Source organism: Pseudovibrio sp. M1P-2-3, from assembly GCF_031501865.1.
Lineage (GTDB): Bacteria > Pseudomonadota > Alphaproteobacteria > Rhizobiales > Stappiaceae > Pseudovibrio > Pseudovibrio corallicola.
In genome coordinates, this window is record NZ_JARRCW010000001.1 from 1,129,551 (window position 1) to 1,150,937 (window position 21,387).

A 21,387-nucleotide genomic window follows, 5' to 3' on the forward strand; every position below is an offset into this window, starting at 1 on the left:
GCCTGATTGAAGAGCTGGGTGAGCTGCGTTTACATGGGATGGCACAGGCGGCCAAAGAGTTATACCAACGGCACCTGTTTTTGACTCGGGATGAGGATTCCCAAATCACTTGAATTGTGATTCAACATTGGGAAAGGAGATTCCCAATGTCAGCGATCCCATTGCGCCGAGACTATGATGCTTCTTCGTTACGAACTCTTGCTTGTCAAAGTAAGGATGTCAGGCAGAGCCGCCGCCTTCTTGCTCTTGCTGCTGTTTATGATGGGTTGTCGCGCTTGGAGGCGGCACGCATGGGCGGCATGGACCGCCAAACACTGCGAGACTGGGTGCATCGGTTTAACGCAGAAGGGCCGCACGGCCTGTACAATCGTAAGATCCCGGGCCGTGTCCGGTGGTTAAATAAAGAGCAAATGGCTGAATTTGCAGATCTGGTTGAGGCTGGGCCTGATTTACAACAACACGGCGTAATTCGCTGGCGTCGGCGGGATCTGCAAGGTGTGATCGAGCAGAAGTTTGGGGTCAGCTATAGCGAAAGGGCTATTTCAAGCCTCCTCAGAGTTCTGGGATTTTCTCGGGTCAGCGTTCGGCCACAGCACCCGGCACAGGACGAGCAAGTTATGGAGACATATAAAAAAACTTCCATGCCCGGCTTAAAGAAATAAAAGCGCGCTTGCCCTCACAAACATCCATGGAAATCTGGTGGCAGGACGAAGCCCGCATTGGTCAAAAAAACGGGCTCACCAGAAGGTGGGCAAAAAAAGGAACGAGACCACGGGCTCCCAGCGACGGGCGCTATCAATCAACTTATGTATTCGGGGCCATCTGCCCCGCCCACGGCAAAGGGGCAGCACTTGTTTTGCCCAAAGCCAATACCAATTCCATGCAGCTTCACCTTAAAGAAATCAGCCGAACCGTCGCCAAAGGGGCGCACGCAGTGGTCCTGATGGATCAAGCGGGTTGGCATACAACGGCAAAACTGAAGTTGCCTGATAATATAACCATCTTGCTGCTCCCACCCCGTTCTCCGGAGCTCAACCCGGTTGAAAATGTTTGGCAGTACTTACGGCAAAACTGGCTCTCTAACCGAACCTTTCAAGACTACCAGGAAATTGTCGATGCCGCCTGTTCCGCTTGGAATAAGCTTATTCAACAACCCCACACAATCACATCAATCGGTAGACGAAATTGGGCGCATACAGGTCAATTATAAGTGCCGTTGGTATTACTGGCAAGCCAGAGGGCGGTGAGCCTGCCAGAGGCGCTGCGCCAACTCATCCACTGTGAGCGCAGTGAACGACACAAGCGTATTATTCAAAATCGTATGAAAGCTGCCCGCTTTCCCCATCACAAGGACTTCGCCAGCTTTGACTATGCACTGTGTCCTGTAGAGCAGGCAAAGCTACAAGAGTTGGCCAGTGGGGAGTTTACCACCGCCAAAGCTCAGAATCTGATCCTGATTGGCGGATCTGGAACCGGCAAAACCCACGTGGCTTCAGCCCTTGGAACCAGCCTCATTGAGGCGGAGAAGAAAGTGCGGTTCTTTAATACAGTTGACCTTGTCAATGCGCTGATAAAGGAAGAAAAAGAGGGCAAGGCCGGACGGCTGCAAAAGCAACTTCTCGCTGCAGATTGCGTGATCCTGGATGAGCTGGGTTATATCCCGTTTCCAAAGTCTGGCGGCGCAATGCTGTTCCATTTGATTGGCAAGCTCTATGAGACAACCTCAATTATCCTGACCACCAACCTCGTCTTCAAAGAGTGGGTCAAGTTTGAGTGCGTATTGACACACTGCCAGTTGGGACAAAAACCTTAAGTATTGGAGGATCTGAATAGGGTTCAGTATGGGAGGGGGCTGAAACATAGTTCAGTAACGCGGGAAATTTACTACTCTACAAGCGAACAAACGGAAGTCTTTTAGACTATTCATTGTTCGCTCAAATTCTTCCAATTCCAGTGTTCGTGAGTGCCGTAAGATCATGAGCTTTAGTGAAGTTGCCCTGAAACATGGACGAAGCGCGATGACTAAATTTTCGCGCTTCGTATTGAGGCAACTATCTGCTCTTGGTTATCGGGCAGGGGGCCGCCATCTATATGATGTCATTGACCTCCACTTTTACAGTTCCTGTGTCTCTGTTCCCAGAGGCATCCTCTACTTCGTAGGTGAATTCCTCGATACCAACAAAGTCTGCATCCGGGGTGAATGTAATGAGGTCCGGTGCCAGTGGGTCTTGTTCGACACTTCCATTGTCAACGCCGCTGATATTGAAGATGAACAGATCATCTCCACCTGTACTCGTATCATTAGCAAGAACATTGATATTAACGCTTTTACCGGAGGTTGTTGTTGCTAAATCTTCTTTGGCTTCCGGGGCTGAACCGGGGTTGCCAACAGTGACATAAACGGTTGCTGTATCCGTTGCGCCATTTGAATCCTGAATGGTGTAAGTGAAGCTATCCACACCTTCGAAATCGGTGAGAATGAGGAGATACTGAATCTCGGAATTGCTTATTGGGTTGGCGTAACCAGCCATTCCATGTGTGCTAGATTGCAGGATTAGAGAATCTCCGTCAGGGTCGCTGTCATTTGAAAGGACAGGAATCGTCAGGAACTGTTCTCCCGGAGCAACAGAGGCATAATCATCGACCGCATAAGGGACACCATTGGGTGCCTCTCCATCCAAAATGGTGACGGTGGCCGTATCAGTACCTCCGTTTCCATCGGAAACCGTGTAGGTGAAGCTGTCTCGTCCAAAGTTAGAGTTACTGCCATTTATGTACTGTATTTGCCCCGGCCCCATAATTAGCGCCCTTCCAAATTCGGGCTGAGTATAGCTGGTAAATGTGAGTGTATCCTGATCTGGATCACTATCATTGGCAAAGACATCAATTATAGGGTTCGGATATGATGGACTTCCATTTACATAGGATATCTCCACCACATCATCATTGGCGACAGGGGCTTGATTTTGATCGACCACTGAGACAAGAATTTCTTTGGTGGTTGTACCCCCGCGATCATCGGCGACCGTGTAGGTGATTGTATCCTCTCCAACGAAACTGTTGGTGGGGGTGTAGGTGAGAGACAAGTCGTTATTGATGATCACCGTTGCACCTGCACTGCTGGTGGCACTGGTGATTGCCATCGGGTCCCCATCCCTGTCACTGGCGAAAATCGCAAGGTCTAAGGGCTGGTTTCTGAAGGATGTGGCCTGATAGGTCTGCACCTCCGGCGCAGAGTTCCATTCTCCATTGAAGTTGTTGTAGCCCTCCTGAGCAAGAAGCTCACCCAGTGTTAAAGTAACGCCATTTTGGAATTGGAAGTTCTCAATCACGTCTTCGTCCAAGCTGTTCAGCTGGCCGTCATTGTTGCTGTCCGCAAGGCCGTTGGTGATAAACACGCCGTGGTTGTCGCTGAGATCCTCGTAGATGATATTGAGGTCATCTCCATTAATGTCCAGCCGCCATAAATCGGTGTTGGCCTGATGGTCGGCGTATAGGCTGCCAAGATGTGCGGTGTCGTTACCGTTGCCGTTATCTTCGATCTCCATTCTCCACCAACCGGAAAAGTGAACATATCGGTCATCCCCTTCGTTGCCGAAGTAACGATCTATACCCCCATTCCCATTGAGAGTATCATTTCCTTCGCGGCCAAAGAGGATGTCCCAGCCACCTTTGGTATCAAATTGATCGTCTCCATTGCTGCCGATTACGATGTCCCATGCCGCCTGGCCTTCAGAATCCGACCCATCATAGACTTGTGGGGTTCCTCCCTCAGGGTTTGTGCTGATGAATATTTCTCTGCCGCCGATGACCAGTTCATCATCGAGACCGACTTGTGTTACGCCATCGTTTCCGTCCGAAGTGTCTATGTCTGTGACGTTAATGCCGGTGGTGTCGCCATTGCCGTCTGTTGTCACTGCGAAGCTGTAACCCGTTAGGTAATCACCGGTTAAAATAACAGGGGGGGCTTCTTCAACAGTTACTGTGACAGAGGCTTGTGAGGCTGATTGACCGTCGGTGACAGAATACTGGAAGGTTTCGGTGCCGATGAAGCCGGCAGTGGGCGTGAAGGTTACCGTCCCATCCAAGTTCTCAGTGGCAAAGCCGTTGTCCACTCCAGAAACACCAAGCAGGAGAAGATTGTCACCATCAAAGTCCAAGTCGTTGGAGAGAACATCTATGGTGATGCTCTGCTCTTCCACAGTGGTTGCACTATCGGAAATGGCGATGGGCACGTCATTCACCGCGGTCACATTTATGGCGACCGTTGTTTGATCTGTGCCTCCATTTCCATCAGATATCGTATAGTTGAACGATGCTGCTCCGTTGAAATTCAGGCCGGTATCGAACGTAACGGTCTGGGCCCCTGCATTCATTGAAACTGCTCCACCGACCGCGCCGGCAACTGTCGCGATCGTGAGGTTGTCATTGTCGACATCACTGTCATTGGCAAGCAACTCATCAAAGGTGAATGTGAGATCTGTATCTTCAACAATGGTGCGCACTTCCCCGTTTGCATCAGGGGCGTCATTGACGGGTGTAACTGTGACATTGACTGTGGCTGTTGCAGTCTTTCCGCCACTGTCACGGATCGTGTAGGTGAAGCTGTCGTTTCCAACAAAGTTGGCACCGGGTTGATAGACAACGTCAATGGCATTTACGAGTGCAACCCCATTTTGAGGATCACTAACAGACAAGATTGTCGGGGTTCCATTGTCCACATCACTGTCATTGGCAAGCACGTCAATGAACACCAGTCCATCCTCGGCAACGCTCACCGTGTCATCTAGGGCGACAGGTGCGTCGTTTTCGGCTGTGATTGTGAGATCATAAGCGTAGGTGTTGCTCCCTCCATTCCCATCGGAGACTGTGTAAGTGAAGTTGTCGGATCCGGAGAAATCAGTCGCAGGTGAGTAAACGAACGTGCCATCCCCGTTCACAGTTATAGCGCCGTTCGTAGTTCCTGTAGCCAGCGCATATATCACCGTGTCTCCATCACCGTCTGTAGCGGTGGGCAAGGAGCCGTTTATGGTGATGTCTTCAATGGTCGTGGCAGACCCGTTGCTGGCAACAGGTACATCATTTTCTGGAATGAAATCCAGTGTCGCTGTGGATGTGTTGGAAAGTTCACCGTCAGATACGGTGTAAGCGAAGGTCACCTCCGTGTCATCATTTGCATCGGCTATGTAGCTCCAGGTGCCGTTTAGATTGTCGGTAAGCTGCCCTCCACCGGTTTGAATAGTCAAGTTGGATAGAATTAGAGGGCCTTCCACATCACTTGCCCCAGTCAGAAGTTCAGTAGCTGTGATCAAACGGCTTCCATCTTCTGCTATGGACCCTAAGTTCACGGCAATTGCGGTCGGTCGATCATTTTCAGATGTAATGGTGAGTGAAACGGTGGCCGTTGAACTCAACTCTCCATCACTAACAGAATAGGAGAAGCTGTCAGACCCAAAGAAGTTGGCATTTGGGGTGTAGGTGTAAGCTCCCGTTGACGTATTCAGATCTAGCTCACCATTGTTTGGACCGGTTGTGAGCGAATAGGCAAGGAAAGGACCATCTACATCCGTCGCAATCAGATTTCCTGCAAATGTCACATCTTCCAAAGTGGTGCCAGAGCTGTCTTGCGCCACGGGCCGGTCGTTTTCAGGTGAGACAAGAACGGATACTATTGCGGAGTAAGTGACAGGTCCGTCCTTACTACTATCGGGATCGTTTGCATCCTTGAAGCTGTAGGAAAAGCTATCAGTTCCAGAGAAGTTAGCATTAGGCGTATAAGTGACGGTTCCATCCCCATTGTCGATCACCACGCCATTACTTGGTGTACCTACACTGTAAATTTCGGCGGTAACTCCACTTTGGACAATGTCGTTTGACAGTGGGTTGAATGTCGTGGACCCATCCTCTGACACTGAAATAGCATCGTTGACAGCCTGTGTGCTGAATGCAGGGGATCCCTCAATGGGCTCAATACCAATAATGGTTCCATCTCCAACACCGGGGACACCGGAAATGGGGTCATCGAAGATAGGGGCGACGATAACCGAATATTCTGTTCCAATATCATTGAAGTCCAGATTTTGTAGAGAAACCGATTGTCCATCTGGAAAGTCAATGATGACGGACCCAGAACGAAAAACAAGATCTTCGTAGGTAAAGCTGGCCTGCCGAACAACGAGAATTTCACCCTGTTCAAAATTGGTAATGATATCACCATCAAGCTCGTCAAGGGTGCCCTCGTAAATGTCTATACCTGCTCCACCATCAACGAGATCAGCCCCTAGACCGGAATTGATTACGTTGTTTTCACTATTTGCAATCAGCGCTTCGGCCTCTTTTGACCCGCTAACGATGACCACACCTTCTTTACTGGTGGTGACAGGAAGGACATCCACTGAAACTACGGCCGTATCACTTGCGCCATTCCCATCGGAAACGGTGTAGGAAAAACTGTCTACTCCTGCAAACTTGGGGTCCGGGGTATACCTTATGGTCCCATCACCATTTATTAAAACACTTCCCGCACTACCTTGTGTAACTTGGGTAATGCTCAGAGTTTGGCCTTCATCCACATCACTATCATTATTAAGGGCATTAATGAGGACGGTTCCTCCCTGTGCAACGCTGGCACTATCATCAAGAGCGACAGGGTCATCATTCAAGGGAAGAACATTGATGGTCACATTGCCATATGTATCAGGATCGTTGGGATCCCTAGAGAGGAGGCGGTAAACAAAGCTGTCCTGACCGGTGAAGTTTTCGTCCGGCGTGTAGGTGTAATCATGTCCTTGGGGCGTTGAAATCAGTTCTATGATGCCATTGGTTGGGAGTGCAGTAATTGATGTAACATCCACCAAGTCCCCTTCAACATCATAGTCATTGGCCAGAATAAGAGACTTCACATTGATGCTTGTATCCTCATTGACCGAGATAACATCATCTACAGCTCTCGCATCATCATTAATGGCGCTCACCTCAACGGAGAAGGTGTACTCGTTTTCCCCGCCGTTGCCGTCGGACACGATATAGGAGAAGCTGTCGAAGCCATTAAAATCTTGTGCCGGTGTATAGCTGTAGGTTCCGTCTCCGTTGATGGTGACAGTACCGTTCTGGGGCACCGTTGATCCGGCACTGTAACTCACCACATCGCCATCCACATCAGTGACTGCGGGCAGTGCCCCTGTCAAAGCCACGTCCTCCTCCGTTGTGGCCTCACTATCGCTAGCCACAGGTGCATCATTGACCGCACTCACCTCAACGGTGAAGGTGTACTCATTCTCGCTGCCATTGTCGTCTGAAACAACATAGGAAAAGCTGTCGAAGCCATTAAAATCTTGTGCCGGTGTATAGCTGTAGGTTCCGTCCCCGTTGATGGTGACAGTACCGTTCTGGGGCACCGTTGATCCGGCACTATAACTCACCACATCGCCTTCCGCATCGGTGGCCGCTGGCAGCGCGCCTGACAGGGGCACATCTTCCTCGGTTGAGGCCTCGTCATCGCTGGCCTCAGGCGCATCGTTTACAGGAAGAACATTGATGGTCACGTTGCCATATATATCTGGATTACCAAGATCCCTAGCAAGGAGCCGGTAAACAAAGCTATCCTGACCGTTGAAGTTTTCGTCCGGCGTGTAGGTGTAATCATGTCCTCCGGGCGTAGAAATCAACTCCAAGGTTCCGTTGGTGGGGCCAGTGGTAATTGATGTAACATCCACCAAGTCCCCTTCAACATCATAGTCATTGGCCAGAACAAGAGACTTTACATTGATGCTTGTATCCTCATTCACTGAAATAACATCATCAACAGCTATTGCATCATCATTGACAGCGCTCACCTCAACGGTGAAGGTGTACTCGTTTTCCCCGCCGTTGCCGTCGGACACGATATAGGAGAAGCTGTCGAGGCCATTAAAATCTTGTGCCGGTGTATAGCTGTAGGTTCCGTCTCCGTTGATGTTAACAGTACCATTCTGGGGCACCGTTGATCCGGCACTGTAACTCACCACATCGCCATCCACATCAGTGGCCTCTGGCAGAGCGCCATTCAGGGCTGTATCTTCCTCAGTAACCACCGTAATATCCTGCGCCTCCGGCGCATCGTTCTGCCCGGTAATTGTGACCGTCACTACCGCCGTATCGATACCCCCATGCTGGTCTTGAACGGTGTAGGTGAAGGTGTCCGTTGCTGTCTCACCAAAAGCTAGGCTTTCAAACGCACCATTAGGGTCATAGTGGAAACTATTGTCGAGATTGTTGGTAACAAGCCCTGCGGTTCCGGTGGTATCGATCGAGGTGATATTGGTGTCAGGCTCGTCAACGTCGGTGAAGTCTGCCCAAACGGTGATACCGGACCCGTCCTCATCCGTAACTCCAGATACAGCCCGTGCCTCGGGTGCATCGTTCTGGCCGTCGATAGTGACTGTCACCGTTTCAGTTGATGTACCGCCGTTGCCATCATCCACTGTATAGGTGAACGCGTCGGTTATTATTTGACCGGCACCGAGGCTTTCGAACGCACCGTTCGGATCATAGCGGAAAGTTCCATCGCCATTGTTGATGACTGTTCCAAGCGTACCGTTCGTATTGACCGAGAACGTATGGGTGTCAGAGACATCGGGGTCAGTAAAGTTGGCCGAAACTGTAACGCCCGGTCCGTCCTCGCTAACCCTAGCTGCAATTCTACTGGCCACTGGCGCATCGTTTACTGCGCTCACCTCAACAGTGAAGGTGTATTCGTTCGACCCGCCGTTTCCATCGCTCACAATGTAGGAGAAGGTGTCTGTGCCGTTGGTGTCAGCGTCCGGGGTGTAGGTATAAGAGCCGTCACTGTCGATGGTGACAGAGCCGTTTGCAGGCGCAACGGTTCCTAAAGCGTAGGTGACCACGTCGCCATCCACATCTGTGGCTTGCGGCAAGGAGCCATTGAGTGCGGTGTCTTCATCGGTCATAGCAGAGCCGTCTTCGGCGACTGGTGCATCATTAACTGGGATGAAGGAAAGAGTGAAGGTTTGATCGGCTGAGGCTCCTTGGTCGTCAAAGGCGCGGACTGTGATTGCCAGATCCCCGTTAAAATCTTGCGGTGGGGTGCCGGAGAAGTCCCCGCTCTGGGGATCGAAGGATAGCCACTGGGGCAGCGGGGCTCCGTCGGCCAGGAAGGCATCCAGATTCAAGTTGCCAAAGATGGGTCCCCCTTGTTCTGCATCACCAAAGGCAAAGTCGCCAATGTTGAAGGCAACCTGTGTGTCTTCGTCAAAGGTTTTGTTCCCGATGGGGCTGAAGACGATGGGGGCGTCATTGGTGCCTTTGATCTCAATCATCAGCGTTTGTATAACAGGAGGGGCGGTTCCGTCCGACACTTCCAGATCGTATTCAATGCGGAATGTATCGCCGTCCGCCAGGTAGTCGAAGTAGGAGGGGTCTGCGTCAAAGGTCCAGTCAAAGGCCAGTGGATCTGGCCCTGTCACGAGGGCGCTGGAGGCGATGGTGAGCATAGGGCGCAAGTCAATTTCGAAAGTCTGGGAGTTTAGAAGCGTGCCATTTCTAATGGCGTTGCCACCCAGAACGGTCAGAGACAAGGTGTCGCCAATGTCGGGATCTTCAACACTGACGGACCCGCTCAGCATCATGGAGGTGTTGTTCTCGGTGATCTCTTGCGGGTCGATGGGCCCCAGCACTTGTGGTCCATCATTGACCTTGGCCACATCGATGGTGAAGGTGTATTCGTTCAATCCGCCGTTGCCGTCGCTCACAGTGTAGGAGAAGGTGTCTGTGCCGTTGGTGTCAGCGTCCGGGGTGTAGGTATAAGAGCCGTCACTGTCGATGGTGACAGAGCCGTTTGCAGGCGCAACGGTTCCTAAAGCGTAGGTGACCACGTCGCCATCCACATCTGTGGCTTGCGGCAAGGAGCCATTGAGTGCGGTGTCTTCATCGGTCATAGCAGAGCCGTCTTCGGCGACTGGTGCATCATTAACTGGGATGAAGGAAAGAGTGAAGGTTTGATCGGCTGAGGCCCCTTCGTCGTCAAAGGCGCGGACTGTGATTGCCAGATCCCCGTTAAAATCTTGCGGTGGGGTGCCGGAGAAGTCCCCGCTCTGGGGATCGAAGGATAGCCACTGGGGCAGCGGGGCTCCGTCGGCCAGGAAGGCATCCAGATTCAAGTTGCCAAAGATGGGTCCCCCTTGTTCTGCATCACCAAAGGCAAAGTCGCCAATGTTGAAGGCAACCTGTGTGTCTTCGTCAAAGGTTTTGTTCCCGATGGGGCTGAAGACGATGGGGGCGTCATTGGTGCCTTTGATCTCAATCATCAGCGTTTGTATAACAGGAGGGGCGGTTCCGTCCGACACTTCCAGATCGTATTCAATGCGGAATGTATCGCCGTCCGCCAGGTAGTCGAAGTAGGAGGGGTCTGCGTCAAAGGTCCAGTCAAAGGCCAGTGGATCTGGCCCTGTCACGAGGGCGCTGGAGGCGATGGTGAGCATAGGGCGCAAGTCAATTTCGAAAGTCTGGGAGTTTAGAAGCGTGCCATTTCTAATGGCGTTGCCACCCAGAACGGTCAGAGACAAGGTGTCGCCAATGTCGGGATCTTCAACACTGACGGACCCGCTCAGCATCATGGAGGTGTTGTTCTCGGTGATCTCTTGCGGGTCGATGGGCCCCAGCACTTGTGGTCCATCATTGACCTTGGCCACATCGATGGCGAAGGTGTATTCGTTCGACCCGCCGTTCCCGTCGCTCACAGTGTAGGAGAAGGTGTCTGTGCCGTTGGTGTCAGCGTCCGGGGTGTAGGTATAAGAGCCGTCACTGTCGATGGTGACAGAGCCGTTTGCAGGCGCAACGGTGCCTAAAGCATAGGTGACCACGTCGCCATCCACATCTGTGGCTTGCGGCAAGGAGCCATTGAGTGCGGTGTCTTCATCGGTCATAGCAGAGCCGTCTTCGGCGACTGGTGCATCATTAACTGGGATGAAGGAAAGAGTGAAGGTTTGATCGGCTGAGGCCCCTTCGTCGTCAAAGGCGCGGACTGTGATTGCCAGATCCCCGTTAAAATCTTGCGGTGGGGTGCCGGAGAAGTCCCCGCTCTGGGGATCGAAGGATAGCCACTGGGGCAGCGGGGCTCCGTCGGCCAGGAAGGCATCCAGATTCAAGTTGCCAAAGATGGGTCCCCCTTGTTCTGCATCACCAAAGGCAAAGTCGCCAATGTTGAAGGCAACCTGTGTGTCTTCGTCAAAGGTTTTGTTCCCGATGGGGCTGAAGACGATGGGGGCGTCATTGGTGCCTTTGATCTCAATCATCAGCGTTTGTATAACAGGAGGGGCGGTTCCGTCCGACACTTCCAGATCGTATTCAATGCGGAATGTATCGCCGTCCGCCAGGTAGTCGAAGTAGGAGGGGTCTGCGTCAAAGGTCCAGTCAAAGGCCAGTGGATCTGGCCCTGTCACGAGGGCGCTGGAGGCGATGGTGAGCATAGGGCGCAAGTCAATTTCGAAAGTCTGGGAGTTTAGAAGCGTGCCATTTCTAATGGCGTTGCCACCCAGAACGGTCAGAGACAAGGTGTCGCCAATGTCGGGATCTTCAACACTGACGGACCCGCTCAGCATCATGGAGGTGTTGTTCTCGGTGATCTCTTGCGGGTCGATGGGCCCCAGCACTTGTGGTCCATCATTGACCTTGGCCACATCGATGGCGAAGGTGTATTCGTTCGACCCGCCGTTCCCGTCGCTCACAGTGTAGGAGAAGGTGTCTGTGCCGTTGGTGTCAGCGTCCGGGGTGTAGGTATAAGAGCCGTCACTGTCGATGGTGACAGAGCCGTTTGCAGGCGCAACGGTTCCTAAAGCGTAGGTGACCACGTCGCCATCCACATCTGTGGCTTGCGGCAAGGAGCCATTGAGTGCGGTGTCTTCATCGGTCATAGCAGAGCCGTCTTCGGCGACTGGTGCATCATTGAGCGGGGTCATGTCCAAAGATGCGGTGCTTGTGGCCTCCAGAGTGCCATCGGACACGGTGTAAGCGAAGGTGACCTGTGTATCATCATCTGCTTGGGGGGTATAAGTCCACGTGCCGTTCAGGTTGTCGGAGAGGGACCCGCCACCGGACTGGATTGTCAGGCTGGAAATGGTGAGCGCATCGCCGTCCACATCACTGGCGCCGCTCAACAGCTCGGCGACCGCAATCAGACGGCTGCCGTCTTCTTCTATTTGCCCCAAAGACAAGGAGGTGGCTACGGGCGCATCATTGACTGCGGTGACAGTGAGGGCGATGGTGGCTGTGGCTGACAATTGACCATCAGATACACGGTAGGTGAAGCTGTCCGAGCCATTGAAATCGGTCGCTGGCGTATAGGTGTAGGCGCCCGTACTGGCATCCAGAGTGAGGGTGCCCCCGCTTGGACCGCTCGTCAGCTCATAGGTTAGGTTGGTACTGTCGATGTCAGTTGCTACCAGCGTTCCTGATAGGGCAGTATCTTCCGTTGTTGTCTGGGATCCATTGGTGGTGACAGGGGCATCATTGACGGCGGCCACATCGATGGTGAAGGTGTATTCGTTCAATCCGCCGTTGCCGTCGCTCACAGTGTAGGAGAAGGTGTCTGTGCCGTTGGTGTCAGCGTCCGGGGTGTAGGTATAAGAGCCGTCACTGTCAATGGTGACAGAGCCGTTTGCAGGCGCAACGGTTCCTAAAGCGTAGGTGACCACGTCGCCATCCACATCTGTGGCTTGCGGCAAGGAGCCATTGAGTGCGGTGTCTTCATCGGTCATAGCAGAGCCGTCTTCGGCGACTGGTGCATCATTGAGCGGTGTCATGTCCAAAGATGCGGTGCTTGTGGCCTCCAGAGTGCCATCGGACACGGTGTAAGCGAAGGTGACCTGTGTATCATCATCTGCTTGGGGGGTATAAGTCCACGTGCCGTTCAGGTTGTCGGAGAGGGACCCGCCACCGGACTGGATTGTCAGGCTGGAAATGGTGAGCGCATCGCCATCCACATCACTGGCGCCGCTCAACAGCTCGGCAGCTGTAATCAGGCGGCTGCCATCTTCTTCTATTTGCCCCAAAGACAAGGAGGTGGCTACGGGCGCATCATTGACTGCGGTGACAGTGAGGGCGATGGTGGCTGTGGCTGACAATTGACCATCAGATACACGGTAGGTGAAGCTGTCCGAGCCATTGAAATCGGTCGCTGGCGTATAGGTGTAGGCGCCCGTACTGGCATCCAGAGTGAGGGTGCCCCCGCTTGGACCGCTCGTCAGCTCATAGGTTAGGTTGGTACTGTCGATGTCAGTTGCTACCAGCGTTCCTGATAGGGCAGTATCTTCCGTTGTTGTCTGGGATCCATTGGTGGTGACAGGGGCATCATTGACGGCGGCCACATCGATGGTGAAGGTGTATTCGTTCAATCCGCCGTTGCCGTCGCTCACAGTGTAGGAGAAGGTGTCTGTGCCGTTGGTGTCAGCGTCCGGGGTGTAGGTATAAGAGCCGTCACTGTCAATGGTGACAGAGCCGTTTGCAGGCGCAACGGTTCCTAAAGCGTAGGTGACCACGTCGCCATCCACATCTGTGGCTTGCGGCAAGGAGCCATTGAGTGCGGTGTCTTCATCGGTCATAGCAGAGCCGTCTTCGGCGACTGGTGCATCATTGAGCGGTGTCATGTCCAAAGATGCGGTGCTTGTGGCCTCCAGAGTGCCATCGGACACGGTGTAAGCGAAGGTGACCTGTGTATCATCATCTGCTTGGGGGGTATAAGTCCACGTGCCGTTCAGGTTGTCGGAGAGGGACCCGCCACCGGACTGGATTGTCAGGCTGGAAATGGTGAGCGCATCGCCATCCACATCACTGGCGCCGCTCAACAGCTCGGCAGCTGTAATCAGGCGGCTGCCATCTTCTTCTATTTGACCCAGGTCTACCGTCGCAGCTGTTGGAGCGCTGTTGCTATCTGTTATTGTTACTTCGATTGCTTCGAATGAATTAATTGCAATGCCAATGCTGGAAAAAGTTCCTGTTGCAGAACCGGTGCTGTCAAGCATTGATTGAAAATGAGCCAGATCTGCTTGGAATGCGCTGGAATTATAGACAGCTTGAGAGATAACCAGGTTGAGAGTGTCCCAACCACTGTTTCCATAGTAAATGTCAAAGGTGTCGAGATTATCGGCCTCAATATGCACCACGGTATCGTTGCCGCTGCCGGAAACTACGAGATCGCTGCCGTCACCGGCGTTAATGTTATCGTCGCCTCTACCTGTGATCACGAGGTCATTGCCGTCTCCGGCGTCCACGGTGTCATCACCTTTACCGGTGATCACGAGATCATGGCCGTCCCCGGCATCCACAGTGTCATCACCTTTACCAGTGAGAATGACATCGTTTCCAGAGCCAGCGTTCACGGTATCATCTCCTTTGCCGGAGATAACAAGGTCATGACCGTCGCCTGAATTTATTGTATCGTCACCGTTGCCCGAGAGGATGACATCGTTGCCGCCACCGGTCTCAATGGTATCATCGCCATTGCCAGAAATGACGAGGTCGCTGCGCTCTGTTCCAGAAATGGTGTCGCTGCTGTTGGTTCCGATGATTGTAGGCATTTTAGATACTCCAAATTCTAACTTAGTGTTCTTATTGGTAGATTCGGGGAGGCTTATAGGGGCCAAGCGAACCAGTTATTGAGGCTTTTTCTCTATGATCAGGTGGCTAGAGATGAGCCTAAGTTTGATGGGAGGTCGCCATCGATATTTTTCATAAATGAGGCGGAGTGAGGAGGTTTGAGAAGTAGATGCCGTTCGGCTTCTTAGAGATGTTTTAAAACAGCTATGATGGGTGAATGTTGATAATGAAAGTAAGGGGGAGGGGAACTGAAAGAAAAAGGAGTGACTGTCAGATGGGAACTGAGAGAAGTTAAACGAGAGCAAAAAATAGTACGCGTTAGCTAACATAAGTCATTCCTTTTAAAGAGAAATTCTTAGGCCACGCAAAGCGCGATAAATTCTTATGAGAAAAGACTTTAAAAAATATCGCAAGTAAACATAGGTAATATGAAATATTTGTAATAAACAATAACAAATTTAAAGTAACAGAGTCATAAAATAGAATTGATGATTTGGTGAAGCTGGCGTGATAACGCAGAGGCATGCGAAAGTTCAAACCCTTCACCGGTTGGTGTTCGGAACAAAATGATCTATCTGAGATTCAAGGTGACGAAATCGTCGCCGTCGCTTGATGAAAACGAAATGTGAGCCCAACGATCGTCGCATACTGGTATTAGGTTCTAAACATTGAGTTGAGTAAGCGCACTTCTTAAAGTTGATGTAGGGCATATGATTTCCGCGTCATATTTCAACTGAAAGAATTTAGTTTTTTAAGTTTTTGCTATAAGATGAAATATTATTTCTGTCGTAGTTTGCCGAGATGAGTTATTAAATTCTACAGTTATTTTAAATTTAACTATAAATAAAATAGAGTTGATAGTTATCATCATCACCTGTGTATTGCAGTAAAAGTATCATACTTAACGGAGGTATTGATTTGAATAATACTTCAATACTTGTGAAGTGGGCTTTGTTAACTACCATGTGGTTGAGTAATGGTTTCCGTTTATATTTCTGCCTTTAAGGGCACCTCTGAAAATCAGTCTTTCTTGAATTTTTGCAAGACTAAAGAGTGCCCGGCCTTTTCCAAGGGCAGGCCATTCGCGTTGAGCTTCCCGTTTCGGGGGGGGCGGGATGTTTCTTCAGGGAACAGGCAGCTATTGCTGCCGTGGTCCTACGATGTAGCGCGGGAATAGGCAGTATTTTGCTCAAGCTGTACCAGACGTCGCATGTTATAGCTCAGGTTTTTCAGTCCAATATGGGCTTTGGCCCTGATCAAGCCGATGGATCGAACCTGTGTCCCGCCCATGTCATTGCTTTGAGCGCCAAAGACATGCTCAACACGAATTCTGACCGATGAGCGGGTTTTATTGCCCTGCTGCTGCCTTTTGTTCAGCGGCTTGTTGCGCTTGCCTTTGCGGTGTATCTGGCTTTTCAAGCCTTTGTCTGCCAGCTTTTGCTCAACCTCAGCTGAGCGGTAGGCGCTGTCAGCCCACACTTGCGAAGAGGTATTATTCTCATCCAGAAGCGCGTCCAGAGTTTGGCTATCATGCAGCGCTGCATCGCTCACCTCGTACCGACCCACCAACTTATGCCGACGATCAATGTTTATGTGGTTCTTGTAGCCAAAATGGTTTTGGCCTCGCTTTTTCGTCCAGCGGGCATCCGTATCTTTTTGGCGAAGCTTAGAGGTTTTGTCGGCCCAGTCCTTGGGAGTTTCTCCAGACTTGATCGTTGCGTTTTCCTCCCGCAGGTTGCGCTGCTTTGGGACTGGAACGATTGAAGCATCAATAATCTGGCCGCCCATGGCCAGATACCCTTGCCCTTTCAAGTAGCTGTCAAAATCATCGAACAACGCCTTGATGGCACCCGCCTGAGCCAGCTGCTCCCGGTACATCCAAATGGTTTTGGCGTCGGGAACACGATCCTCTAGTCCCAACCCTAAAAAGCGGATGAATGACAAGCGATCACGCAGCTGATATTCAGCCTGATCATCTGACAGGTTATACAGGGCACACAAGATGATCGCCTTGAACATTAAGACCGCATCCCAGGGTTTACGCCCCGCTTTGGACTTGCGACCTTCTGAGCGCTGACGCCAGATGCTTTCAAGCCGAGCGCGAAAACTCTCCCATGGAACGAATGTATCGATCTTTGCCAGCGGATCATTGCTTGCGTCGAGATCCTTATAGCGAGTGGCAATATCAAAAAATCCAAGCTGCCCCATGAACCCTCAAATTCGTCGTTTCAAGTCATTGACTATACAACAAAAAAGCAGAATTGGAATTTTTAGAGGTGCCCTTCTATGTTTTAAACAGGCATCCCTTTTCCGTAATAAACACCACTATGGTTGCAGTTAAACTCAAAATTGAACAACCAATCGTGTAAGGTAGCGTGGAGCCATCAAAGTAATGGCCGATGCCCGCGCCAAGAAATGCACTTATAATGGTGGTGGAGAAGCCAAGCATTGCTGAGCCGGTCCCAGCAATTTTACCTAAAGGTTCCATGGCTAATGTATTGAAGTTTGCACCGATGAAACCCAAGAAGAAGAAGGAAAGGCACTGTAGAGTGACAAAACTCCATAGAGTTATGTACTCGCTACTGCTAATAAATACAGTAACAATATTTACTAATGTGAAACATAAGATCGCCAAGTGAGAGATTTTAAGCAAGCCCCAGCTCTCAACAATCTGAGCGTTAATAATTGAAGATACTACCAGTGATAATGGCATAAGACCAAATATGAATGGAAAGCTCTCCCCAAGTCCAAAGACATTCATAAAAATCTGCTGCGCCGAGTTGATAAAGCCAAACAAGCATCCCATTAAAAGAGCGGTTGCAACCATATAACCAAAAGTGATGCGAATAGTGAGAGTAGCTTTATATGCGCCCAGTACAGATCTAACTCCCGGTTTACGCCGTTTTTTTTGATGCAAACTTTCTGGCAGACGCAGAGCAGACCAAAGTAGAACCGTAATTGCAACGCTGGTGAGAAGAAAGAAGATCCAACGCCAAGGGGCAAAGAGTAAAATGATTTCCCCCAGACTAGGGGCGAAAATAGGAGCGATGATGGATAATGTCATCGCAAGAGACATTACACGCGCCATTTGCCAACCCGAATACCAGTCTCGCACCATGGAAATGCTCACCACACGAGCGGAAGCTGCGCCAACACCCTGTATAAGACGAGCAAGAAGCAAGATTTCGAAAGTTCCTGCAGTTGCGGAAAAAAAAGTACTCACCGCAAATAGGACCAACCCAAAAAGCAAAATTCGTTTACGCCCCAACCAGTCAGAGAGTGGCCCGAAAATGAGAGCACCTAAAGCAATTCCCGTCAGGTAACTTGTAATCAGAAGTTGTCTATTGTTTGGATCATGAACATCAAGGTCTTTTCCAATCACAGGCAGAGCGGGCAGCATTATATCTATGGAAATGGACTTCAGTGCCATTAATGTTGCAATCAGCGTAAGGAACTCGAGATGACCAACTCCTTTGTGAGGGGGGGTGGTTATTCGATCAATTCTAGAAGAAGGCATTACAGATCCTTAATAAGATCGCGCTGTGCGGAGTGTTAAAGCAACAAGTCTTTATTGCATCATTAAGAATAGGCCCTCACGGGTAGTTTTTTCAAACTGGATGTTTCCATAGCATTCAATAAAAACGTAAAGCGGCGTCATATGGTTACATGAGCTAAGCTCGGGTTTGCTATGAAAAGCGTATACTGGGACCCTTCGCCAGAAGGACTAATATCAATGTTTGGACACCAATTGCCTTCTGATATAGATTGTTATTATTTGGATCAAAATTTATTTCAAGTAAATATGGGTAATTCTATCGAGTGGTTAGTATATTTGTAGATAGTGTCATTACATTTAAATATTACATAATATTAATTACAATATTATTGTGTATATATACATAATATCATGCGTATCCTATAGGATTAATTCTATTTAATACTTACTATCCCCACCCGAGGGGTGCTTTAATTTGTTTTTTCTGATTGTTATACACGTCAAATGAGTAACTGGAAGAGTCTTATGTGCGCACAACACCTACGTAAATCTCCGTGTTTGAATGATCCGCCTTCCAATCTAGCCGAAATGCTGGAGCGTGCTGTCCGCGACCACGGTGATCGTAGCTTCCATTTTGTAAACGAGACGAGATACCTGCGGAAAAGTTATGAGGATATATCGCGGGAAGCGCGCCATTTGCAAGCTCTATTGACACCCTTAGCGTTAGAGCAGGGTCGGATAATCCTTGCCGTCTTTGAGAATGCAGAAGACTTTACACCGTTGATTTGGGGGTGTCTTTTAGGGGGGATTCCGGTTTGTCCGCTAACTCCAAATATAGCTGACAGAGCTGGGTGGGATCGGTTGATAGGGCACCTTACCAGTCTCTTTGATAATCCGATCATTGTGACGAGTACGCAGTTTCGGGATATCTTCGACAGGACGGATCAGATAATAACCATCGAAGATTTACGTAATAAGTCAGCAGCTTCTATAATAATCGATACTACGCGTATTCATCCCGAAACAATAGCAATGCTCAGCTTGACTTCGGGGTCAACCGGACTGCCAAAGGTAGTGACGCTAACGCATGGTATGATCCTGAGTTCGCTTTCTTCCGTAGAAAAGATAAGAAATGGCGTCTATCTAAATTGGCTTATGTTCGATCATATTGGAGCCACATTGAATGGTCTTTTACGCCCTGCCTATACTGGAAGTGAGGTGGTGAATACACTCGCGCGTTACATATTTTCCATGCCTTTGAACTTTTGGAAGCTGGTGAGCGAATATAAGATTACTTCAACATTTGTTCCAAATTTCATTTTGGTTGGGACAGTTGAGCAGGCACAAAATTCTGATTTTATGGATAATATACGTGGGTTTGATCTCAGCCATTTACAACATCTGGATGTCAGCGGTGAAGCCATTGTAAGTGAGGCGGTAAAGCAAGTTTATCAGATCCTTGACCCTGTGGGATTGGCTAAGGGCGCCATTGTACCTGCCTTTGGAATGACAGAAACCTGTACTGGCTGCATTTATAATCGAATGTTCTCATTGGATGAAACCTCGGAATTCGCACCCGTGGGCTGGCCAATCGACAATATCGAAATGCGACTTGTTCCAGCCGATCAAAAAAGCAACACTGGCGAACTTCAACTGCGTGGGCCTGTTGTATTTAAAGAGTATTATGGAAACCCTTTGGCCACTGTTGAAGCCTTTACACAAGATGGCTGGTTTAAAACGGGTGACTTAGGCTCCTGGAGCGAGAGCACAGGGCTTCAACTTACCGGTAGGATCAAGGATACGATCATTGTCAACGGCAATAACTTTTCACTAAAAGAACTTGAAATTGCACTGGAGCAACTAGCTGGGATAAAGTCTGGTACAACTGCCGTATTCCCCACTCGCCCGAAAGGGGCATCAACTGAAGAGCTTGTGGTGTTTTTTCACCCCTTAGCAGATCTGAGTGATAAAACCTCTTTGGCGCAAACCATAGCGGCCATTCAAAAGTTGACTGTTTTGAAATGGGGCTTCCGTCCTTCAATCGTGGTTCCTGTACCTGAGAGTGTCTTAGTCCGCTCCAGCCTTGGCAAAATCAAGCGGACAGATTTACGCCGACGTCTTGAGGCTGGAGAATTCGCCACACTCGTCAAAGAGGCATTATCAACGCACCACCTGTTAATTGGGGATATTGTTGCTGCACGCACGCCTGATGAAGAAATGGTTCTAAATCTCTTCTCAGAGGTAATGGGAATTAAGAAAGCAAATCTGGGTATTTATCATAGTTTTTTCGATCTGGGCGGGACTTCGATTGAACTTTTGCGTTTGCTATCGAAAATTGAGAAAACCTTCAATCTCACCACACGTCTAACGCCTGTTAAGTTCATCAAAGAGCCAACGATAGAAGCAACGGCGCGGTGGGTACAGAGTACAGACGTGGTGCATCAATCCTACGACCCAGTCGTAATTCTGCAGGAGAGTGGTAACAAAACACCCATATTTTGTGTCCATGATGTGCTTGGAGATGTCCTTGTCCAATTGCACCTATCTGATTTTTTTTCCGGTGAACGCCCGTTCTATGGAATTCGTACCCGAGGCCTTGACCCTGGAAGTTCCCCTTTTTCATCAATGTCGGAAATGGTGGATACATACACAAATGCCATTCTCCAAAAACAAAAAACGGGGCCTTATATAATTGCCGGTTATTCTATGGGAGCAAAGATTGCGTTTTATATAGGGCAAAAGCTCGAAACGTTTGGGGAAAAGACTGTCATTCTCGGCATTGCAGAAATAATCGGCCACATCCATACAGATCCTCCAGATCCGCTAGAAACTAAGGTCATGCCCGCATTTCTCTTAGGCCTTATTCACGAAGATCAAGCAAAGCAAATACAGCAGTTTCTTCAATTGAATTCTGATCTAAATCCCATGGACTATGTATTCTCACGTGGAAATGCTAATCGCATAAAAGAGCTTGCACTTGAAAAGGCTCAATTTGAAAACATCCTCGAAATAACTATGGCCCTCAGAAAATGTGAATTTGGTTATGGGCATGAATCTAACATAAAAGTTGAACGTGCTGCTATTTTCTGTTCAGAAACAGAATGGAAGGGGAGCCCCGAGGCTATGGCCAAAGAGTTTCCAGAATGCTTAGAACTATCACGACATCCAATAGTATTTTTTAAGATTTCAGGATCTCATACAACAGTAATGAATATGGAAAATGTAAATTCAATTCAAATGAAGATAAGATCATACCTTAAATCAATATATATGTAGTTTTAGACTTATGGGGGAAGTTAAGA

At 49.7% G+C, this 21,387-nt stretch carries 6 protein-coding genes; 3 read left to right on the plus strand and 3 right to left on the minus strand.

Going from position 1 to position 21,387, the window contains the following annotated elements; all coding sequences use genetic code 11:
* Positions 1–146 precede the first annotated feature (146 nt).
* A protein-coding gene (locus P6574_RS05145; protein ID WP_310618645.1) for an IS630 family transposase occupies positions 147–1,210 on the plus strand; the annotation gives its coding sequence in 2 pieces (ribosomal slippage) (positions 147–630 and positions 630–1,210; 1,065 coding nt in all).
* Positions 1,211–1,813: an ATP-binding protein gene (locus P6574_RS05150; RefSeq protein WP_310619317.1), complete on the plus strand. Its 603-nt coding sequence runs from the start codon at positions 1,211–1,213 to the stop codon at positions 1,811–1,813.
* 274 nt (positions 1,814–2,087) lie between these two features.
* Here the strand turns inward: P6574_RS05150 and P6574_RS05155 are convergent, their stop codons facing one another.
* From P6574_RS05155 to P6574_RS05165, 3 genes are all read right to left on the minus strand, one after another.
* The gene (locus P6574_RS05155) at positions 2,088–14,570 is read right to left on the minus strand and encodes a tandem-95 repeat protein (RefSeq protein WP_310619318.1); all 12,483 of its coding nucleotides are present in this window, start codon (positions 14,568–14,570) and stop codon (positions 2,088–2,090) included.
* A gap of 1,174 nt (positions 14,571–15,744) precedes the next feature.
* Positions 15,745–16,797: an IS5 family transposase gene (locus P6574_RS05160; RefSeq protein ID WP_310619319.1), complete on the minus strand. Its 1,053-nt coding sequence runs from the start codon at positions 16,795–16,797 to the stop codon at positions 15,745–15,747.
* Between the two features lie 76 nt (positions 16,798–16,873).
* Positions 16,874–18,106 carry a multidrug effflux MFS transporter gene (locus tag P6574_RS05165; RefSeq protein WP_310619320.1) on the minus strand — a complete coding sequence of 411 codons (1,233 nt, stop codon included), beginning with the start codon at positions 18,104–18,106 and terminating at the stop codon, positions 16,874–16,876.
* Positions 18,107–18,673: 567 nt separating this feature from the next.
* Between P6574_RS05165 and P6574_RS05170 the strand changes: the two genes are divergently transcribed.
* Complete coding sequence (locus tag P6574_RS05170) at positions 18,674–21,361, plus strand: non-ribosomal peptide synthetase (protein WP_310619321.1); 2,688 nt, start codon at positions 18,674–18,676, stop codon at positions 21,359–21,361.
* The last annotated feature ends 26 nt before the right edge of the window (positions 21,362–21,387 follow it).